At 67.5% G+C, this 20,480-nt stretch carries 16 protein-coding genes and 2 pseudogenes; 4 read left to right on the plus strand and 14 right to left on the minus strand.

Going from position 1 to position 20,480, the window contains the following annotated elements; translation table 11 throughout:
• Nucleotides 1–26: 26 nt before the first annotated feature.
• From FHU30_RS14085 to FHU30_RS14125, 9 genes are all read right to left on the minus strand, one after another.
• Nucleotides 27–395, minus strand: a complete 369-nt coding sequence (locus FHU30_RS14085; protein WP_253875800.1) for a TadE family protein — start codon at nucleotides 393–395, stop codon at nucleotides 27–29.
• Nucleotides 396–442: 47 nt separating this feature from the next.
• The gene (locus FHU30_RS14090; RefSeq protein WP_253875803.1) at nucleotides 443–646 is read right to left on the minus strand and encodes a hypothetical protein; all 204 of its coding nucleotides are present in this window, start codon (nucleotides 644–646) and stop codon (nucleotides 443–445) included.
• A gap of 14 nt (nucleotides 647–660) precedes the next feature.
• Complete coding sequence (locus FHU30_RS14095) at nucleotides 661–1,512, minus strand: type II secretion system F family protein (RefSeq protein WP_253875806.1); 852 nt, start codon at nucleotides 1,510–1,512, stop codon at nucleotides 661–663.
• Complete coding sequence (locus FHU30_RS14100) at nucleotides 1,509–2,168, minus strand: type II secretion system F family protein (RefSeq protein ID WP_253875808.1); 660 nt, start codon at nucleotides 2,166–2,168, stop codon at nucleotides 1,509–1,511. Before FHU30_RS14100 ends, FHU30_RS14095 begins: the two co-directional genes overlap by 4 nt.
• Before the next feature lie 218 nt (nucleotides 2,169–2,386).
• A complete protein-coding gene (locus FHU30_RS14105) occupies nucleotides 2,387–3,814 on the minus strand; it encodes a TadA family conjugal transfer-associated ATPase (RefSeq protein ID WP_253875810.1) in 1,428 nt (475 codons plus the stop codon).
• A 38-nt stretch (nucleotides 3,815–3,852) separates the two neighbouring features.
• Nucleotides 3,853–4,647: a hypothetical protein gene (locus FHU30_RS14110; RefSeq protein WP_253875812.1), complete on the minus strand. Its 795-nt coding sequence runs from the start codon at nucleotides 4,645–4,647 to the stop codon at nucleotides 3,853–3,855.
• Nucleotides 4,647–5,243: an SAF domain-containing protein gene (locus FHU30_RS14115; RefSeq protein WP_253875815.1), complete on the minus strand. Its 597-nt coding sequence runs from the start codon at nucleotides 5,241–5,243 to the stop codon at nucleotides 4,647–4,649. The genes FHU30_RS14110 and FHU30_RS14115 overlap by 1 nt, the downstream gene beginning before the upstream one ends.
• Nucleotides 5,244–5,351: 108 nt before the next feature.
• A complete protein-coding gene (locus tag FHU30_RS14120) occupies nucleotides 5,352–6,167 on the minus strand; it encodes a hypothetical protein (RefSeq protein WP_253875818.1) in 816 nt (271 codons plus the stop codon).
• On the minus strand, nucleotides 6,146–6,652 hold the full coding sequence (locus FHU30_RS14125) for a hypothetical protein (RefSeq protein ID WP_253875820.1): 507 nt from the start codon (nucleotides 6,650–6,652) through the stop codon (nucleotides 6,146–6,148). The genes FHU30_RS14120 and FHU30_RS14125 overlap by 22 nt, the downstream gene beginning before the upstream one ends.
• A gap of 334 nt (nucleotides 6,653–6,986) precedes the next feature.
• On the opposite strand from FHU30_RS14125, the gene FHU30_RS14130 reads away from it, so the two are divergent.
• The gene (locus tag FHU30_RS14130; protein WP_253875823.1) at nucleotides 6,987–7,439 is read left to right on the plus strand and encodes a hypothetical protein; all 453 of its coding nucleotides are present in this window, start codon (nucleotides 6,987–6,989) and stop codon (nucleotides 7,437–7,439) included.
• Between the two features lie 264 nt (nucleotides 7,440–7,703).
• On the opposite strand, the gene FHU30_RS14135 is transcribed toward FHU30_RS14130, so the two are convergent.
• Together FHU30_RS14135 and FHU30_RS14140 are read right to left on the minus strand one after the other, a co-directional pair.
• Entirely contained in the window at nucleotides 7,704–7,907 is a 204-nt protein-coding gene (locus tag FHU30_RS14135; RefSeq protein WP_253875826.1) for a DUF397 domain-containing protein, read from the minus strand.
• A gap of 25 nt (nucleotides 7,908–7,932) precedes the next feature.
• A complete protein-coding gene (locus tag FHU30_RS14140; protein ID WP_253875829.1) occupies nucleotides 7,933–8,796 on the minus strand; it encodes a helix-turn-helix domain-containing protein in 864 nt (287 codons plus the stop codon).
• A 451-nt stretch (nucleotides 8,797–9,247) separates the two neighbouring features.
• Between FHU30_RS14140 and FHU30_RS14145 the strand changes: the two genes are divergently transcribed.
• The 3 genes from FHU30_RS14145 to FHU30_RS14155 all read left to right on the plus strand — a co-directional run bounded on the left by FHU30_RS14145 (nucleotide 9,248) and on the right by FHU30_RS14155 (nucleotide 11,991).
• The gene (locus FHU30_RS14145; protein ID WP_253875832.1) at nucleotides 9,248–9,487 is read left to right on the plus strand and encodes a hypothetical protein; all 240 of its coding nucleotides are present in this window, start codon (nucleotides 9,248–9,250) and stop codon (nucleotides 9,485–9,487) included.
• Between the two features lie 855 nt (nucleotides 9,488–10,342).
• Entirely contained in the window at nucleotides 10,343–11,107 is a 765-nt protein-coding gene (locus FHU30_RS14150) for an ATP-binding protein (protein WP_253875835.1), read from the plus strand.
• A 95-nt stretch (nucleotides 11,108–11,202) separates the two neighbouring features.
• Nucleotides 11,203–11,991, plus strand: coding sequence for an SUKH-4 family immunity protein (locus tag FHU30_RS14155; protein WP_253875838.1), 789 nt, complete (start codon nucleotides 11,203–11,205; stop codon nucleotides 11,989–11,991).
• A gap of 10 nt (nucleotides 11,992–12,001) precedes the next feature.
• Here FHU30_RS14155 and FHU30_RS14160 read toward each other — a convergent pair.
• From FHU30_RS14160 to FHU30_RS47055, 3 genes and pseudogenes are all read right to left on the minus strand, one after another.
• A pseudogene (locus FHU30_RS14160) lies at nucleotides 12,002–12,224 on the minus strand (transposase family protein); the annotation flags it as partial.
• Between the two features lie 57 nt (nucleotides 12,225–12,281).
• Nucleotides 12,282–12,980 (minus strand): annotated as a pseudogene (locus FHU30_RS14165) (formylglycine-generating enzyme family protein); the annotation flags it as partial.
• 382 nt (nucleotides 12,981–13,362) lie between these two features.
• On the minus strand, nucleotides 13,363–20,457 hold the full coding sequence (locus FHU30_RS47055; protein ID WP_253875841.1) for an RHS repeat-associated core domain-containing protein: 7,095 nt from the start codon (nucleotides 20,455–20,457) through the stop codon (nucleotides 13,363–13,365).
• Nucleotides 20,458–20,480: the final 23 nt, after the last annotated feature.

The following is a 20,480-nucleotide window of genomic DNA, read 5'->3' on the forward strand; positions in this document are numbered from 1 at the left end:
GCTCCCATGGTCGGCCGTGCGTGCGGTCATCGTGGACGTCCCGACGGGGTGGTGAACTTCTCGATCGCGCCTGCGGCTTCGGCGTGCACCGGAAGAGAGGGCAGCAGCGGGACGAGTGAGAGGGCCTGTCCGGTGACACGAACTCGTACGGTCGTCTTGTCCGCTCTCGACGTCGCGGTGACGGAATGCAGGAAGCCTCCGGCCGTTTGGACGGCGTAGCTACGGGCGACCGTGCCGCCGCCCGCATGTGAGGCATGTTCGGGGCGAGCCGCGCGGACGCCCTCCTGCGCGGCGGCCAGGGCGATGGAGCGGGCGAGGAACAGCAGGCACACCTGCGTGCAGGCCAGGACCGTCATCATCAGGACGGGGACGGCGAGCACGGTCTCGACGCTCATCGCCCCGTCGTCGCCCGGACCCCGGCGACGGGTTCGTCCTGGGCGGTTCACTTCAGGTTGATGGAGTTGGCTTTGGAGATGACCTTCTGGCCGATGATCCCCAGGGCTGTCACCGCGGTGGCGACCAGGATCCCAATGATGATCATTGCTTCGGCCGACATCGCCCCCCGGTCCCCGGCGGGCCTCCGCCGCCAACGGTCCCGGGCCAGCGCAGCGGCGGTCGCCAGGTAGTGCAGTTCCCAGGGGAGCATGGCCAGGGTTCCTCCTATGCGATGAACAGCCGGTAGAGAGCGGGGTAGGTGACGAGCAGCAGGAAGCCGCCAATGGACATGGCGATGGCCACCGGCATCTCACTGGTACGGGAGTTGGCGCGGGCACGCGCGTCGGTGAGGGCGGCGGTACGCATGGACTGGGACTTGGCCAGCAGGGTCGGCAGAACCTGGGCGCCGATGGACCCGGCGTCCTCTGCGATGTCCGCGAGTTCGGTCAGTTCGGCGACGCCGACCCGCCGCCCGAGCTCTGCCAGACCGCGCCAGGGCTGTTCGCCGGAGCGGCGGGCCTGGCGCAGGACGGTGGCGATGCGTTCGAACACCCAGCCGCCGCAGACGTCGGCGGGCGCGTGCAGTGCCTGGCCGGGGCCCGATCCGGCGGCGCGTTCCAGCGCGACCAGGTCCAGATAGGTAGACAGCGCAGCGCGGAACTCACGGCGCAGTTCGGCGGCCTGGCGTCGGACCGCGATATCGGGGGCGAGTCCGAACGCCGCGCCCAGCAGCACTCCGACCGCCGCCGGGATCTGCCAGGGCAGCGTGGCACCGGTCGCGAGGGTGACGGTCAGGTTGAGCAGCGTCGGGAAGACCAGGCCGAGGAGCGCGTACCCGAGGCGTTTGAGGACGAACGCCTCGACCGTCAGCCCGACCAGTTCCAGGTCCGACTGCGGGTTGTGGACGTCCGCCCAACGGGTGAGCCGACGGAGCCGCCCCGTCGGCTCGGCGGGCGCGGTTCCTTCCAGACGGGCCAAGGCGTCGGCCAGACGTGGCGGCGCGGGGTAAAGCTCGCCGACCAGGACGGTCGCGCCGAGGCCAATGAGACTTCCGCCGGTGAGAGAGAGCAGGCTCATGCGGTCTCCCGTCCTGCGGTGGGGGTTCCCAGGAAGCGGCGTCCGTTGTCAGGGCGCGCGAGCCGGTGCAGCCACCAGAACGCTCCGGCGTAGCAGGTTGCGATCACGGCCAGGACGGCCTGGCCGAGACCGGTATCGAAGGGGCGGACGTAGGAGCGTTGGAGGACCGCGGCCGCGGTGAGGACGAGCAGGATGCCGACGACCCAGCGGACGGTCGTGCGGTGTTCGGCACGTGCGGCCTCGACCTCGCGGCGGTCGGTGACGTCGCGGGCGACCAGTTCGGCCAAGCCGTTCAGTACCGAACTCGCGCCCGTACCGCGGCGGCGCGTGAGCAGGATCAGCGCGGCGGCGATCCGATCGGCGACCGGATCGTCCAGTTCGTCCGCGAACAGCCTAAGCGCCTGCTCGGCCGGCATCCGCGTCACGGTCAACCGCCGGGCCAGGGTCTGGACGTGGGAGGCGATCGGTGCCGGAATGTTTCGGGTGGCGCTGGATTCGATCGCCTGTTCCAGTCCGCGTCCGGCCGACAGCATGTCGGCCAGCCTTCGCGTCCATTGCTCGAGGGCCTCCAGTCGGCCGATGCGGTCGACGGCGGTCCTGCCGGCGAGGATGCGCGGCACTGCTACCGATGCGGCGACCGCCGCCAGCGCCGCCACCGGCCACCCGGTCACTGCCAGGACCATGAGCGCGGCAGCGCAGGCGATCAGCAGGCTCCGTGTGAGTCGCCGATCCGACAAGCGGTGGAACAGGCGCCGTGCTACGGACGGCATGGGACGGTCGACCGATGGACTCCAGCCACGCCAGCCGGCGACCGCCAGCCAGCCTCCTCCAAGGACGGCGGTGATGCTGAGGGTGAACAGCAGAGCGGAGGCATTCACCGTCCGCCCCCTTCCCGGCCGGGCAGGGGCCAGGTCGCCGCGTGAATGTCCAGCAGTGTGGGGTCCAGGCCAGCGTCGACCAGGTCGTCCAGGCATTGCGGGGTGACGTGCGGAAGGGCGCGTCCGGCGGGGCCGGCAGGCCGGTAGATGTGGTTGCGGGCGGGGAGGTCCGAGTCGCAGGGTGGCAGCACCTCGATGACCTCGGACACGAACCGCTGGTTGGTGCTGCGGTCGGTGCGCAGGTGGACGACGAAGTCGATCGTCTCGCCGGTATTGAGGTGGATCACAGGCGCAGGGGTTGCCTGGCCTCCGGCACCGCGGGTCCACAGCATGACGATCCGGTTGAAGATCTCCTCGGTGCCATCGGCGTGGATGGTGCACATCGAGCCGGGATGGCCGGTGTTCATAGCCTCGAACATCGGGATGATCTCGTCCGCCCGGACCTCCCCCACGATGATCCGGTCGGGGTTCTTGCGCAGCGCGTCCGGGATCAGCTCGTGCAACGTGATAGCGCCCGCGCCTTCGGAGTTGGCCTGTCGCGCCTGGTAGGCGACCACATTGCCGTGCCGCTCCGGCAGCTTGTGCAGGAACAACTCGTAGTCGGTCTCCAGCGTGATCAGCCGCTCTCCGGGGTCGATCTCCGCCGACAGGGCGCGCAGCAGTGTCGTCTTCCCTGCGGAGGTCCCGCCGGTGATGACGATGTTCTTGCGGGCCCGGACGGCGGCGGACAGGAACGCGCGCAAGCTCCGGTTGATGGTCCCGAGCCGCGTCAGGTCGTCGAGGGTGACGTCGACAAGTCGGTGGCAGCGGATGCTGACACAGGGACGGTCGGTGACCGACATCGCCGCGCTGAGCCGGACACCGACGCCGCTCACATCGCGCTCGCCTGGTAGCAGCGCGGCGTTGGCCAGCGGGCTGGCCGTCGAGAACTCACGGGCCGTGTAACTCTTGTGCAGCACCCACATCTGGATCATGTTGATCAGGTCGCCATCGGACGCCGCGACCGCCGGTCCCCGCACACGGGCCCCATCGCTGTAGCTGATCCACACCTGATCGCAGGAGTTGATGTCAATGCTCTCCACCGCCGGATCACGGATGTAGGGCGTCAGCACTCCCAGCTCGAAGCGTTCGTCGTAGACCGCGTCCACCAGGCGGCGCTGCGTGGCGAACCCGACCGGCGTCTCGTCCACGAGCCGGTCACGCGCCCAACGCTGGACGTGCGCCTCAATGAGCGGACGCGCCGCGCCTGCGTCGGCGGTCTCGACGTCCTGGAGGTCTTCGGTCACCGACCTGGTGATCGCTGCGACGGCCCGCCGGAACTCCTTGCCGTTCAGGTCGGTAACGTCCGGCGGGGACGGGCTCGTCCGCTGGACGCCCAAACCCATCGCTACCGGGCCCATCGCGCGCAGAGCCGGGGTGTTCACCGTCGACGGCGGCCATGTGGAACGTGGCGGCTTGGGGTTCACCAGCTCCCCCCTGCCACGGCTGCGACGTCCTGGTCTCCACGGCCGGACATGGCTTCGGCATGCGCGCGCATCGCAGTCGCCAGCGCGGCCACGCCGTTCATCAGCGGCGTCCGGCGTGCGGCGCGGCCGGGCCCGCGACCGTCCGACAGCAGTTCGGCCGAGCGCGGATCGTGCGGAATCTCGGCGATCACCGGAAGCCCGAACAGGGCCTCACTCACCGCGCGCGCTGGGTATTCGCCCTGGCCGACTAGGCACAACGCCACTGGCACGTCCGACCCGACATGCCGGCCGAGCGCGTCGAGCCGGGGCTTGGCCGCAGTCACCTGCCGCAGGCTCGGGTGCAGCAGCATGATCGCCATGTCGCTCGCAGCCACCAGTCCCATCGGGGTCTCGGGTCCGCCGATCCGCCCGATGTCGGCCATGACGTCCACTCCCGCCGAGGACGCCACCTCGAACGCACCGGCGACGTGGGCCCACGCTCCTTCGAGCTGGGCCGCCTCACGCGGATCGCGCAGCCCCGGCAGCAGCAGCCACTCACGAGCGGATCCGTCGAGGGAGATGACGTTGTTCCACAGGCGCGCCGGATCCGGATCGTGCGCGATCGACAGTGCCCAGTTGAGAAGACCGGCATCCGCCGCCATCCGGCCGCGCAGGAAACCGGCTAGGACGTCGCCGCCCTTCGGGTCGCATTCGGCAAGAAGGGCGCGCCCGTTCCATGTGTAGGTGAGTGCCAGCGCGGTAGTGGTCACACCGGGTGACTCGCTCGGCGACATCAGTGTGTACAGCGCCATCACTGCCCCCGGCTGGCCAGGACCAACGCGACCTTGCCGTCAGCGGCGTGCTGGGCGAGCTGCGGACCGTCCGCGCTGGGCACGAGCAGGTCGACGACGATCTGCCCATCCGCGTCCGGCGTTCCGGTGACCCGGTCCACGGTCGCCGAGACCTGGCCTGGCGGCGGTGTCTGCGCCGACACTTTCCCGTTCGGAGCGTCCCCGCCCCCGTCCGCTGTGGCGACCACGATGACCCGGTCCCCTGGGGCGAGACCACGCGCCGGAAGGCGGCTCTGCTTCATCGCGACCGGGACGAGATCCTCTCCGGCCGAAGGACGTAAGTCACGTGTGACGGCCGTCGGCGGAATCATCGTCCCCCGCCGCAGGTCCACAGCCGCGAAGCCACCGACAACACGGCTTTCCTGCTCAGCGGGGATCGCGGCCACCGGGCTCTCGACACCGGCGTCTACCGTGGTCAGGTCCGCCGCGCTGATCTGCTGCCCAACCGGTACGTCACGCGCCATGACCACCACCGGCTGGCGATCGCTCAGCCGCAGTGCCGCCTGGCTGGAGATCAACGCGCCGCCCGCCATCACCAGCGCCCCGACCGCGATCACGGCCCGCCTGCGCTGCCTCGGCTGAGGTGGCAGACGCGGTGGCCCTGCCTGCAGCGGGCCTCCCCCGATCGAATCGGCGGGGGCGTTCGGAAGCCCCGTACGTCCCAACTACGACCTCCCTTGAGTCAGTGCCTGGCCCTCAGCAATACGGAGGGAAAAGCTGGACGATCTGGTTTGCGAAGGCAACACGCCGCCGACTCCGCCGGAGCCGACCCAGGTCGCGGTCCATACCGCCTCGGCCGTGACCTGGTAGGCCGAACCCGGCATCCCGGCGGACGAGCGCTCGTAGAGGTACGTGCAGCCGGTGCCTTGTGCGGCGGACGGGCGAGAGAAGTCGAACGGTGTTCCCGACCCCTCGCACATCACCGAATCACCGGTCCCCGGTCTCACGACCAGGCGAGACGGAACCGCCGTGACCTCCGCCCAGGCGCCACCAGCCTCAGCCCGTTTGCTGAGCGGATGCCATCTCGCGCGTTCCGCCCAGAAGAACTCCCGCAGCCCTACCAGACCGTCCCGGCCCCGGGGCGGCGCGGTTCGCACCGTGAGCGCCGGGAGCTTCAGGCTGCTGAACGCCTGCTGCGCCAACTCCTGCGGGGTTACCGACGGCGTGGAATCCGGTCCCATCGATGCGGCGTGATCTGCCGCGTTTGGCGAAACGTTCTGGCCGCATACGTCGAACGATGTCGCCGTCCCCGGCAGCAACACGCACGATGGCTTGCTCGTCTCCGTGGACGAACCACCCGAACCGCCACCGCTCTTGTGCTCGGAGACCTCTGGATCCTTGGCGAAAGCGGTGTAGCCATAGGGCTGGGTGACGACGCCCCGATCGGGCTTCGGATCATTCGGTTTCGCATGAGTGCTAGTGAAACCGGCTGCCTGTGGCAGCAACGCGGCGGCCGAAGTCAGGGCCGCGACGCGGTACACGGCGCCTTCAGAATTGCCACCTGCTTGAGCCGCCAGCGGTGATCGGCGTCTTGCTGCATGTCTGCCGAGAGGTGCACGTGAGGACTCCCCTGCGTGCCGCGGATCAGCTGGTGAGTATGAGCGTTCGCGACTCCCGCGTTCGAAGCGTCCTGACACTCCAACAGCCGCGCCGTGTTCCCCTTCACCTGGACGGACAACACGTGCACGATCACATGCCCCCACGGCTCATAGCCTTTGCGCTGCCAATCCGCCGCCCCGTCCAAGGTCTTGTTCACGTGATCGGGCTCGGCGAACGGCGACAACTCGGCTCGCCCCTGCTCCCGGGGCAGCTTGGCCGCCCGGACATTCGCAGGCCAATAGGCCGTGTACGCATCGACGACCGCCTGCTCGGCCGATACCGGCGAGGTCGCGAGGCTCGATGACGGCTCGTCGGCAGTACGGCCGTCGGCCGAATGCGACGAGCAACCCGCGATGAGCAGAACCAAGCCCGCTCCCTGGGCTCTCCGACCTCGAGCAAGAGCACGCCAATTCGTCATCAACCCCCCAAGCGACAGTAAGTAGTCACATGAAAGCTGTGAGTAGCCTAGGAAGACGGTCTCGCACTCCACAAGAGCCGGTCAGTTTCCAACCGACACTCTTGACCCGATCGTGATGTCACCCCTGGTGCGCAATCCCCATGTGTCCAGACACAGGCGATAAGCAGTGGCCGGTTGGGATTGACTCCCGCGTCGGCGGCCAGATACGGGGGATCTATCTGGCCGTCATTCATCACGCCGCCGTAGATCAAGTCGCCATGGCCTCAAGCGCTACTCTGCCGACGTGGCGGAGACTTGGGATGAAGATCGACTCACCGCCGACGGCTTCGGACGCGTCCTTGTCGAGCTGCACTGGTACGACGGCCTCCGCGCTGGACTCGCCGAGCTCGACGGCAAGGCGCACTACTTCCAAAGCCGCGACCCTGTCGGCCCGGTTGAAGAGGTCGAGTACGACGTGTGGCCAGCGACAGACAACGCCGTGGCGATGGAACGTGAGCAATGGGCGATCTACTTGGAGTGGAATCAGCGCTACGAGGCGCGGGAGGCTGGGCTTGACAGCCATCCCGGGCACGGAGGGGTCGATGCTCGGCATGACGAACTGGCATCGTTGCTCACGCCACACCGCCAAGCTCCGGCAGATGCCTGGCAACTCCGAGCCGACTGGCGCTTCGGCCGGGGCGCTCGTTACCGAGCCGAAGGGATCGACACCTGGGTCAGGTGGAAGAGCGCCCGATGAGTCGCCTACGGAGCCGGTGAACCCCTTTCGCGTTCCGATTGCGGAGAGTGGTCGACCGTCTGGCCGTACATGATTTCACCCTGGCCGCTGTCACTTGGGCACCTCGTGGCGTTCCAGCCGATGGGAACACCACGAGGTGCGGAAGATCGCAAATGAAGGCTCGCCGGCATCCAGCTTCGGGCCGCGGGCACGGCGTCCCCGCACATTCACTCCCGCACGAGGAACCGTGGCATCGCCGCCCAGGAGACGGCTCCAGATCAATCGTTAGCTGCGAGGGGCATTGCCGATCTTGAGGCAGTGCAGGAGTTGGGCCCAGGCTTCGGGCTCCAGGCCGATCGCCGGGCCGTCCGGATCCTTGGAGTCGCGGATGAGGCCCAAGCCGTCGAGGACGGCCGCTTCGACACAGTCACCGCCGTTGGTGCTGTAGGAACTCTTCACCCACCGGGCCCGCTTGTCCGGTGTGGTCATCCCTTGATCTCCCTCCGTCGAGGACTTAGGGCACATTGTCCGCGATTGCCTTGATGAAGGCTACCGACTCGACAGCGGAGTGGGCCTTGGCCAGCACGTTCCCGAATATCAGCGTGTAGTGCCGCACCTCTTCCGGGTCCTCGGGGACCAGCGCGCTGATTGACTGCTCGAGGTAGACCAGGTCCGGAGCATCGGTCTCGGGGAATCCGAGCAGGCAGAAGGGGCCGTCCATCGCCGCGTGCGCCCCGGCGGAGAAGGGGATCACCCGGACCTCGACGTTCGGGCGCTTGCTCACCTCCGCGAGGTGGCGCAGTTGCGCGCGCATCGTGTCCGGACCTCCGACCAGACGGCGCAGGACCGCCTCGTCGAGAACCGCGATGAACTGAACGGGGTCGACCTCCCGCTGGATCAACCCCTGCCGGGAGAGGCGCACCTCGACCTTCTCGTCCACTTCGGTGGGCGTGAAGTTCATCGCGGTCTCCTCGATGACCGCTCGCGCGTAATCGGCGGTCTGGAGCAGGCCGGGCACGACCTGTGGCTGATAGGTACGGATAACCGAAGCGGCGGCCTCCAGGCCGATATAGGAGTCAAAGCCCGGCTTGAGCGTCCGCCGGTACCGATGCCACCAGCCGCGCTTACGGGCGTCCTTGGCCATCTCAAGCAGCTCCTCACGGACAGCTCGGTCCGTGACCCCGTAGATGTCCAGCAACGCAGCGACGTCCGCGGGCTTCGGCCGGTGTTGCCCCTTCTCGTACCGGAAGACCGTCGTCTCAGAGGTGCCGAGGCGCTCAGCCACCTCCCCGCGCGACAACCCCCTTCCCTCACGAAGACGTTTGAGCTCGAAGATCAGACGTCGATGCCGCGCAGTCGGGCTGAGGTGGGCCGTCACGAGCGTCTCCCCTCACGGGCATTTCCAGGCAAGTTCGGGCATATCTTCTGGCCGCGCCCCGATGCCCAAGATTTTTTGGCATTAATACGAGTCGCATTATTGCGAAACTCACTTCATCGGTCCAGGATGACAGTACATCCGACGACCGCGCACCGGGGTGTGGAGCGACAAAGATCGGTGACATTGAGCCACAGGATGATCACTCCACGCCTGATCTTCCGTGGCCCTGGCGACGAAAGGCTCGGCTTATCAGCCCTGGGGCTGTGTGAGGCGCCTTGCTCGGCAAGGTCTGCATGCCTTCACGTGGCCAAGGACAAGAACTGCCAATGCTTCAGCACCTCATATGACCAGTGCTGGAACCCAAACGAGAAAGAGCCGCCGCGCGGCCAGGTACAAGGCCTAGGAAACCCCCTGGCCGCGCGGCCCAACCTCACGAAGGAGGTATGCCGTCATGGTAGACGCAGCGATGACGGTGAGCCCGCAATCCGCTTTGGAGCGGGAGCACCCCGGGTGGCGGCTGTGGTCCTCCCAGGCAGGCGTGATGTGGTGTGCGACGCGTCGGCGTGACCTGTCCGCCCGGGAGCTCTGGCAGGGGCTGGACCAGTCTCTGGTCTGCGGCAGTCTCGAGGAACTCGGCCTCGCGCTGATGGAGCAGGACGCCCGCGAACGCGCGTACGGGCGAAGGTTCTGATCACAAAGGGCCGATGAGCGCGATCGGCTGAGGGCGGTGCTGTCGTCTTCCGGACGACGCGACCGAGTCAGACCACCCCGGCTGAAGCTCAGACGCGGGAGCGCCAGCGGATCCCCTTTTCTCGTGCAGAGCGCGCTCGTGCCCAGGACGTCCGCGAATCCTGGCGAGCATGCCCCCGCACTTCCACTCACGTGCGCCAACTCACCCGCACGAGCTGGTGATGTCAGCTCGCCTGGCACGAAAACAGGCGGTCCCGGACGCGATGGTTGAGCACCGGCCGGGACCTATCGGACACAGGAGGTCCGACATGGGACAGGATCCCACGAAATCCATAGCAGGAGCGGCGACCCTAGCCGTCCTGGAGCGCCCGCCCGTACGCGTCCAATTCGCCTCGCCCCCGCCCGGCGGGACCCCTCCCTGGCCGAGGCTCAGTCCCGACACCGCGCTCAGCGCCGCCCGGGTCCGCTACCCGGCTGCTGTTTGCTGGTACGGATGCTTCACCAGGCATTACTGGTTCCTCTCTCCGAACCAGACCCTGATCGAGGCCGCCGACGAGGATGAGCTCACCCGCCTCCTGGGGGCCTGGTTCCCGCCCGCGCCGTCCGCTCGCTCCCCCCGTCGCCCTTGTCGGGAACCGGCAGCCCGTCCTCTCCCCGCAGACGTCCGCCGCACGACGTCGGCAAGGACTGCGACCAGCCTCGCCACTTCCTCATCGCAGACTCCCTCCCGGCAGCCGGGGCGGATGCGCCGGACGCTTCAGCGCCTGACCCGGCGTCCTTCCGAGAGGCCGTCAAGGTGCACGCACGCGTGCTGCAATCCGGCACTCCGCCGCCAGTCCGACCGGTGGAGCTCGTCGTGTTGAGCAAGAACGACCCGCCATTGGAGTTCGGGCGCGCACGAACCTTCCCACTGCCGCCCGACCGGACCTGCGCGTCGACGGCTCGGTCGATGCTCTCGGCCGTGATGACCAAGCTCGCTCTCCCGGCCGAACTCGTCGCCGACGGGACGGTCGCCGTCTCGGAGCTGGTCACCAACTCCCTGCTGCACGCCGGCGGCACCGACACCGAGCTGTGGATCTGGCTTCGCTCCGCCGCCTCACCCACGCTCATCGTCACCGTCTTCGACACCGGCTCCGGATCTCTCCCCCATCCCGTCCGACACGATGTGCTCAGCGAGAGCGGCAGAGGCCTCGCCATTGTGGCGGCCCTGGCTACCGATGCTGGAATCCATCGCAGCCGCTCGCGCCTCCGCCCCACGCCGGTCAGCGGGAAGGCCACCTGGTTCGCTCTGCCGCTGCCGGACGACCGCCCTCTCCCCACGCGGTCGCAGAGTCCTCTTCGTACGGCCCGTCTGCTGCTGCTTGAGCTGTGCACTCGCGGCCTGTTCGCACACCACGTCGGCGATGTCGGCGGCAACTCCGTCGTCGCGGTGGACGACCTGCGCATCGAGATCTCCCGGACGCGCCTCACCTGGCGCACCGCCGACGGAACCACCATCACTCATCAGCTGCCCGACCTCCAGGACTCCATCGAGGTGATGGTCTCCCACCTCGAGACCCGAGAAGCAGGAGGGGTGAGCGCGAGTCCTCGCGAGCAGACGACCGCTCCTGACGCCCCTTGAACTCCCTCGGTTCCGCTAACCGAGGGGCCTAGCAGGGGGACGCGGCGCCTCCCACCGCCGCGTCCCCCGCCCCACAACCGTCACCGGGAGACCACGTGCCAGATACACCCACCGACATCCACGCCCAGCTGGTTCGCAGCGTTCACGCCGCCGAAGCGCTGGCGATGCGCGCCGACCACCGGGCCATCAGCCGGGCCGCTCGGCTCTGCGTCAAGGACGACCTGCTCGACGACCCGTCAGCGAAGTTCCTGCAAGACGCACCACGGACAGTCATCGGGCTGGCCACCGCCCTCAACGCCGTCCTTCACACCCATCGCGGCGAGCCTCAAACGGAGGCCGCTGGGGCCGGGTGCCTGGCCTGCGGCACCGACGCCACGACGACCTGCAAGACCCTGACCAAGATCGCCGATGCCTTCGCCCTCCTTCAAATGCGGCGGATCCCGATCATCGACGCCGCGGAGGCCTGGCGGCGGGCCCACGCCCGGCATCGCCCCACTCACGACGGGGATATCGTCTCGATCGTCCACGAGATCGCCGACGCCTACGTCGTCCGCAGCCTCGTCATCGAACCGCCGGCACCGTCACGGGTCGGCCCGAACTCCGAACGCGTCCTCGTGGTCGACAAGACCACCGGCCGCACCGTGCTCTGGCCCTTCATGCCCTTGCCGCTGCTGGACTCCGGCTACTCCCAGTACCGCCGCCACGCCGGGCCCGTACTGCTCCGGCACGAAGCGCCTGCATCCACGAGACAGAGCAAGGCTCAGCCCACCAGGCGGAGGGCCAAATGGACGAGGTCCCACTTGCCAGCCACAACCGCCTTCAAACGGTGGCGACATCTTCTGGGCGCCCACCTTCGCAATTCGCAGAGGCCGCCGCAAGAATGAGCCTTTTCCATCATGGGTGAGTTGAGGCTTCGCGGTTTTGGAGGACGCTGATGGCCTTGGCGAGGTGGCCGGCGCGGTGGGGGGAGCAGCGGAGCTTGGTGAGGATCTTTCCATGATTTGAGCTGGGCGTTTGCGCGTTCGCCCGGGCTGCGGAGGTTGGCGTGCGCCTGGTTGGCCTGCTTCTGCGACGGCGGCTTGTTCTTGCCCTTGTACGGGACCAGGACGGCGGGGTCCTCCACGCAGCGGAATCCGACGACGTTGCTGGAGCCGTGACGGCGGTAGAGGCCCTTGGAGGACGCCTGCACGGCGCGGTACGGGTTGTCGAAGCCGCCGCCGCAGATGACCACCATGTCGTCCTGGCCGAGGGTGGTCGAGGTCAGTTCCCAGACGTTGCCGGCCATGTGCCGGACGCCGATCGGAGAGCGGTTGCGCGGGTGGGTGTCGACGGCATGCGGGAGGGCGTGTCGGAGGTTGCCGCGTTCGTGCTCGGCGAGCCAGGCCTCGTAAGTGACCAAAGCGTGGCCGGCGTAGGCGTCGGCGCAGTGGACAGCGTCGAGGTCGATGTCGTCGCCCCAGGGGAACAGGCGTCCGTCGGCGCCGCGGGCGGCGGCTTCCCATTCCAGGGAGGACGGCAGGCGCTTGCCGATGTGGCGGGCGTAGGCGAAGGCGCTCCACCAGTCCACGCAGACCGCCGGATGGTTCTCGTAGGCGGGATTGAGGTAGTAGTCCTGGAGGCGGAGCCGATCCTGCCACGGATGATGGGAATGGCCGGACGGTGTTTCCGGATGGTCCCACAGCCCCCCCGGATGGGGCTGTAGGTCTTCAAGGGCCCGCCTCCGGCGGGGGCCGCCGAGCCGCGCAGCCCCCGCCGGGAGCGGGCCCTCCGGGGCCGACCTGGCACAGCCAGCCGTTGAACGCCCAGAGGGCGGTCGCAGACCCTCTGCGACCGCCCTCTGGCCCACCCTGACGGCAACGCGGGCACACGCCACCGCCGTCAGCCGACGTCAAGCGCCCAACTCAGGCCTCTCGACCAACTGGTGGGCTACGCGATGACGATCATTCAGATATCCCCGGCCAGCTACAGCTTCAAGAGGAAAATGAGACGGAAATTACGCCCAGGCCATGTCTCATCAGGAGCGCCCGCATAGATCCTCGACTCCAAGCATTCCGCCCCCTCCAATAGCGCATCGAGCTCAAACACTAGGTCGGAAATATCTTCCGCGACTTCGGCGTTCTCCCCATCCACCGCGAAGTGCACGATCGCTCGATCGGGGCACACTTCAACCGAGATACCAAAAATGCTTGGCGAGATGAGACCCAGTGACGCTTGAACCACCTGGAGTACTAGCAGATTCTCACGCTCTAGCAGATTCATTGACTCGTCCAATTAGGATTAATCGGAACAACGCTAGGGCTTTTACTCCCCTTAATCATGTATACGTTTGTGGGCTGATCCACGTACCCACTTGCCGGGTTGTTGTTGAAACCCGTCACGCCATCATATCGCACGACAGTATTACCCGTCCGTGTAGTGCCAAGGACCGTGGCGGTGCCTTGGTGATAGGCATCCAGGACGGATTGTGCGTCATCGATGTCAACAAAATAGCCGCCTCCATTGTAGAGCCGGTCACCCTGCAAGTGCCTGCCTTGCTTCTGCCTGCTGATATCGCGACCAATTACACACTCTTCATTGTGAACGAGAACAGCCGTACCGCCTGCCTCTGCGTAGAAGGTGTGGTCGTTGGCGATGGTGAGGTCATGGACTTCCGGGTGGCTAGTGACTGTGATGACGAGGTTGACGTGGGCTGTGTGGCCTTGTGGGGTTCGGAGGGTGGCGCCGGGGGTGAGTTGGTCGGCGCGGACCCAGCGGTGGTGGGCCGGATCCCAGAAGCGGTGGTGTTCAGTGGCGATGATGACGCCGGTGCTGCGGGGGGTTCCGTCGCCAACGATGTTGATCTTGATGAGGTGGTCGTAGTTGGAGCCGCCGAAGGCGGCGATGACCTTCTGGGGCCTGGTCCGACCGGTCTTGGGGTCGGTGGCCAGGACCTTGTCGCCGACCCGGACCTTCTCGATCGGCTTGGTCGTCCCGTCGGCCAGGAGCACCCTGGTGCCGACGACGAAACTGTTGCAGCCCCGGATTGCTCGGCCGCCTCGGGCACGACCGCGCAGGCCGCCCAGGAGGCTGTCTTCGAGCATGTCGGTGTTGCTGGGGCCATGGATCCAGGGCCAGTCCATGAGGTGGCCCGTCATCAGGGCTTCGCCTGGGGAATTGCAGTGAAGGTAGGTGCAGTAGGAGTCGCCGAAGTCGTCGGCGATCTGCGGGTCGAAGCCCTGGGCGATGAGCTCCTTCTGGGTTTGACACACGACGTCTTCGCTGCCGCACATGTGGGTGCCACTGGTGCCGTAGCTGGCGTACTTCAGGAACAGCGGGTCGTCGGGGGACCGGCCAGCGAGAACGTTGCGGCTGCCGCCGCAGCCGCCCTGCCTGCGGCATCCGGTGATGGCGATCGCGCGCTTGACCGCGGCTACGCGGTCGGGGTTGACCCAGGAGGGCCAGCTGCGCTGTGGGTAGGGAGTGCCGCAGTCGAGGCCGCAGCCGCCGGTCATGGTCGGGTGGTCCTGGCCGACGTTGGTGATGCCGGCGCCGCAGCGGTCGGGCGGGCACAGCCCGGAGGGATCGCTGAGGTTGGTCGGGTTGTTGTCGCTGTAGGCGTAGCCGTTCCAGGATTGGGGGTCGGTGCTGTCGAAGACGGGGTCGACGCTGATGAAACGGCCGAGGGCAGGGTCGTATTCGCGGGCGCCGAGGTGGGTGAGGGGGATGTTGGTGGGGTTGGTGGTGCCGCCGACGAAGCCGCGGTTGCCGGTCCAGGTCCCGGTGTTGCTGCCGCGGGGGCTGCCGAAGGGGAGTTGGCGGCGTGTGGCGGTTCCTTGGGCCGGGTCGGTTCCGGTGTAGGAGGCGTCGATCTGGATCTGGTTGGTGCCTTGGTTGTCGCTGGCTAGGAACTGGACCTTGCCGTCGCTGGTGCGCTGCGCCACTGTGGCGCCGCCGAAGCCGTAGTAGCGGGTGCCGGTGGCCGTGGCGGCACCGGCGGCTTGGTGCAGCTCCATGCCGGGCAGGTAAAGGCTGGCGCCGGTCGGGTCCTTTTGCAGGAGTCGGTTGCCGCTGGTGTCGTAGACGAAGGTGGTGTCGCCGCTGCCGACGTCGCTGATTTTGGCGAGGGTGCCGTCGTTGTCCCAGGTCAGGTTCTCGGTCTTGCCGCCGGTGATGCGGCTGGTGATGTGGCCAGCATTGTCGTAGCCGTAGCTGCTGGTTCCTGCGTTGCTGCCGGTCTGGGTGACGTCGGTGACCTGGTGGCCGACGGTGGGCGTTTTATACGTGCGGGTGAAGTAGGTGGTGGGGTCGGCGTAGGTTTCGTCGGTGCGGTTGCCGGTGGCGTCGTAGGCGAAGGTCTGCTTGTAGGGGGCGGGGCCGCCGATGGTGGCTGAGGCGGCGTCGCTGGCGCAGGTCGCGGCGTCCTGGGCCCAGGCGGCGGTGAGGCGGCCGAGCGGGTCGTAGCTGAAGCACTGATTGTCGATGCCGGCGCGGCTGGTGTCGTTGATCGATTTCAGGGTGCCGGAGTCGTGGTAGTCGTAGGCGGCGTGGCGGTCCAGACCGGCGATGTTCTCGCGTTCGGTCATGGAAGTGAGCAGGCGCTGGGTGCCGGTCTCGTAGGTGTTGGTGATCCAGGTGTGCTTGCCGCCGGTGGACAGCTCGACCTGCTCGGGCTTGCCGTTGTAGGAGTAGCGGGCGCCGGTGACGTAGCCGGTCAGCTTCATCGGCCGGCCAAGCTGATCGGCGTCATAGCTGCTGGTGATGGTCTCGGCGGCGAGGCCGCCCGCGGCGGGATAGGACTGTCCCGCAACGGTGCCGTCGAGGTTGTATGTGGTGCCGAAGACGTATGTACCGGCGAGTTTGTCCTGGCCGGCCGCCGTTGGGACCCGGACGTAGGTGCGGGTGGGACGGTTGAGGTTGTCGTAGAGGCTGACAGCTGAGGTGTAGGTCAATCCGCCCGCGTAGCGGTTGCTGCTGGTGAGTTGGCCCTTGACGACGGTGTCGTAGGTCCAGTCGGCGAGCTTGGTGCCCGCGCCACCGGCGGTGGCGTCGGTGAGGGTGGTCTTGCGGTCGAGATCGTCGTAGCTAGTGGCGATCTTCTTCCCGCGGGCGTCGGTAGCCAGTGTGAGACGGTCCAGGTCGTCGTATCCGTACCGGGTGGTGCCCGAATCGGGATCGGTCTGGGACGTCTTGCGGCCACGGACGTCGTAGTCGAAGGACCAGGTGGTAGCCGGGATGGTGCCGGCCTTGCCGGGGCCGGTGATCGTGGCGGGTTGACCGGCCGGGGTGTAGGTGTAGGTAGAGAACAGGTAGTCGCTGGCGCCGGCCCCGGTGTACTGCCGGGTTTCGACGGTGCGGCCCTGGGCGTCGGTGATCGAGGTGGTCTTGGTGCCGCCCTCGGGCGGGGTGACGGTGGTGGACTCGCCGTTGTAGCTGGTGGTGGTCTGCCACTTCTCCACCGCGCGGCTGCCCTGGCCGACCCAGAAGTGGTCGGCGGTGACGCGGGCCTGCCCGTCGTAGTCGTAGGTGTGCTGGGACTGGACGTCGCCGGGGGTGTCCACACCAAAGAGGTCAGGGCTGGGCGCCCCGGCGGCGTAGTAGGTGTCGTAGGTGCGGGCGGCCTTACCCAGCGCGTTGTAGAAGGTGTCGGTCAGCAGCCGGCCGCCGTTGGGGCCGGGTGCCTGGGTCTGGCGGGAGCGCAGCAGCCCGTCGTAGAAGGCGTAGCTGGTGGCCTGGGTGGAGTCGTTGTGCAGGGTCTTGGTCCCCACCGCGACGATCTTGCCGGGCTCGACCTGGTAGGTGAACTCATAGTTGGGGGTGGCCCCCGTGCTGCGGCCCGGTAGCCAGACCTTCTGGGTGCGGCTGAGCGCGTCGTAGCTGATCGTGGTGGTCTTGCCGCCCTCGTCGGTCTTGGTGAGCGCTTGGCCCGTGGCGGGATCGACGGTTTGGCTGGTGGACAGGGGTGTGGGAGTGCCGTTGATGGTCACCGGCGGGGTGGTGGAGGAGACCGCGGTGGTCAGCCCGTTGGGAGTGGTGTAGGTGGTCGTGGTGGTCTTGTCGACCTCGGTGCCGGTGGTGTTGTCGGCGGTCACTGCGGTCAGGGTGCGCCCGTAGGTGTCGTAGGTCTTCCTGGTCGCAGGCACGAAGACCACCTGGGAGGCGGTGGTCCCGGTTGACACTTTGTCGGTACGGGTGAGCAGCCCCTTGGTCGGGGCATCGCCGAATCCACCGTTGTCGTAGTAACTGCGGGTGGCGGAGATCAGTTTCTTGGTGTAGTCGACACTGCCCTTGTTCGCGCACGTTGCCGCAACTGCCTGCACCTGGAACGGAAGGTTCACGATTCCGCTGCCGGTGCCGCCGCTGTCGGCAAAGCTGGTGGTGGTGCACTGCTCGTCGCCGGTCTTGGTGACGTCCCCGAAATCGTCGGTCTCGGTGGGGGTGGCGGTGACGGGGTCGAAGGCGTTGTTGACGGTCTTGGTTTCGCGCCAGGACCCGTCGGCCAGTTTGGTGAAGCTGTGGTTGGACTTGTTGCCGGTCTGGTTGGCAGTGACCGTGCCCCAGGATCGGGTCTGGGAGGCGGTCTGGTTGTGCCAGGGCTCGGCCACGGTCTTGGCGACGACCGCCCCGTCGGCCTTGTCATAGGTTTCGGTGCGGATCTGGAAACCCTGCGCCGAGTCGTGGTCGGGGTAGCTGGCACCTTCACCGTCAGACACCGACACGTCCTTGGTGCCGCCGGAGGGACCCTTGCGGTCACCGTCCATGCCCCGCATGTAATAGGCGGCGCGTTGAGTTATCAGGTCGTTGTCTCGGCCGGTGCGGGTGATGACCTTGCCGTAGCCGCGAAATTGCGACCAGGTTTTGAATTTGACGCGGGTGAGGCCGTCATCATCGCTGTAGTGCCAGGCGGCCCCGCCCTGATAGTCGTAGGTGGTGACGGGGCTGTCGGCGGAATAACCGGTCAGGTCGGTCTGCTTGACGGCCGTGACGACGTATTTGTTGTACCAGTTAGTGACTGTCTGGTCGGAGTCTGGGGCGCCGGTCGGGTCCAACTCCACGACCGGGAAACAGCGGCTGGTGTTGGACTCGGGCGCAGGCCAGTTACCGGCGGTGCATCCTTCGCCGGAGTAAGACACCAGCGTCTGGCCACCGTTCTCATCGACGACCGATTGAAGTCGGTAGCGATAGAAGGTGGGGAAGTAGTCCCCCTGGACGTCGACGCGATTCGGCATTTGCATGTAGCCGAGTTGGACCGCCGGCAGCTTGATCGGGCTGGCGCCGGTGTCGGTGCCCGCAAGGCCGGTGTGCTGGATCCCGGTCAGCACCAGGTCCCGGTCAACATCGGCATCCCGCCACTCGTGGGTCAGGCTCCAGGAGTCAACGTCGCGCCAGTCGGTGCCGTCGTTCTTGATGACCCGTGTGGTGACCTTCGTGAGGCGCTTGCGGGACCAGAACGTCGGCGACAGCGTGCCGTGGTTGTCCTTGCAATCCTGTCCAGCATCGCAATGCAGGTCCCAGGGAGTGTCCTGCCACAGTTCAGGGTGAGCGGTGATGTTGGAAGGGTCGCAGTCGCTGCTAGTAGCCGAAATGCACCGTTCAGAGACCTGGAAGTCGACGCGCGCGGGGGCGTGCGCAGGCCACAGGTTATCCGAGCGCAGACCGTAGTCGATGTGGTCCAGCCAGCCGCCGCGGATGTACTTGGTCTCGTCGGTGTCGGTGAGGTTCTTGCCGTAGTAGTTGGTCTCCTGGTTGTAGGAGTAGACGATCGCGTTACCGCGCGGGTCCACCACGTAGTCCAGGTTCCAGCGGTAAGCCTGGTTGCACCAGGAGTCGGCAAAGCCGCTGGCCTTGTAGCACGGGTCGCCGGAGTGCACGCCGAACACCGGGGTGGTCCAGGCCGAATTGGTGGCCGGCTTGCCGGCGGTCCAGGTGCTGCGGCCGAAGTAGTACTGCACTCCGTCGGTGGTGGTGACCTTCCAGTACTCGCCGTCGTCGTCGCCGTTGGCGGCGCCAGTCAGCTTCTCAACGCGGGTGCCGTCGTCGTCCTTCAGGTGCCAGCTGCCCTTCCCGTCCGGGATGAGCTGGCCGCCCTTGCCGCTCCAGGTGAGCGTGGCGTTGTCATAGCCCCAGCACTGGTCTCCGGGATAACCGCCCTTGTCGGTGTTCTTGGCTGCTCCGGCGTCCTTGCAGGACTCATAGCGCCGTTCGATGTAGCCGGGCCACAGGTCGAAACCCTCACCGATCCAGGACGGCTGGTTGCCAGTGTTCCCGGTACGGCCGTCGGTGCCGGCCGAGTTGTAGCCCAATTCCAGCTTGGGCGTCAGCCCACCGGGGACCGGCGGAACCCGCATCGGGTAGGACCAGTTGAAGTCGCCGGTGTTTCCGCCGACGTTCCAGGTCGCCGAGGGCGCCAGGTCGGTGGCGGCGAAGTTTCCATTGCTCCCCGAAGGCGCCGCGGTGGCGGCCAGGACGGTGGCTTGCAGGGTCGAGGCGGGGGCGGCGGCGCGGAGCTGCGGCGATGCAGTCGGGCTGCCGCTCAGCTTGGTGGAAGGCGAGGACGACGGCACCGGAGGCTTGGTGGCTGCGGGGGAGGTGGTGGGAGATGCCGGGGAAGAGGGAGCCGACGCGGGCGCGGCCACTGGTGCGGCTTGAACGTCGGCGGTGAGCATCCGGTGGGTAGCGTCGTTGGCGGACGGCACCGGGATGGCCTTCTGGCAGTCAGGTCGCTGGGGGGTGGTGAGCACGCACGCCGGGTACTGCAGCAGACGCAGCCGGGTGCCGTAGGCACCGCCGAAGGCTTGGGCGAAGCCGGAGTAGTCCAGTTGGACGCCGACAGCGCCGGGCTTGGGCGATGCGCCGCCGAGGGTGTCGGTGCGGCCGACGGTGAACACCACGCCGTGTAGTCCGGTTTTGCGCACGGCAGTCTGGTCCAGCACGGTGACCTGGACCTGGCCCGCGGCGGGCGTCCGGGACGCCTTGGAGCGGGCAAGCCGCTGGCCGGGAGCGGTGACCGAGATCGGGGAGGCCCCGGCCCGCACTGCGGACGGCATCGCGCGGCCCCTGGTTGCGGCAGGCTGGGGGACGGTGACCTTGGCAGTGGAGGACTTCGGCCAGCGCACAGGGGGTGTGGACTTAAGTAGTCCGCGTGTGGTGGCGGTCGGCGCCTTGGCCTTCAGGTTGTGGCCGGCAACCTTGCGGTCCGCCTGCGGCGCGTACGGCCGGTAGGGCGCCGCCAGCGCAGGGAGCGATGTCAGCAGCGACGCGGCCGCCACGACCGCGCTCGTGGCGGCGAGGCGACGCCATCCGCGGCCCGTCGCCGCCAGCGACAGCCTGGTTGTCTTGGCCCGTTCCAGGTAGTTGCGTCCGGTGAAGTTCACCGAGTCCTCCGAGCATCGTCCTG

The organism is Actinomadura rupiterrae, from assembly GCF_024172125.1.
GTDB classification, from domain to species: Bacteria; Actinomycetota; Actinomycetes; order Streptosporangiales; family Streptosporangiaceae; genus Spirillospora; species Spirillospora rupiterrae.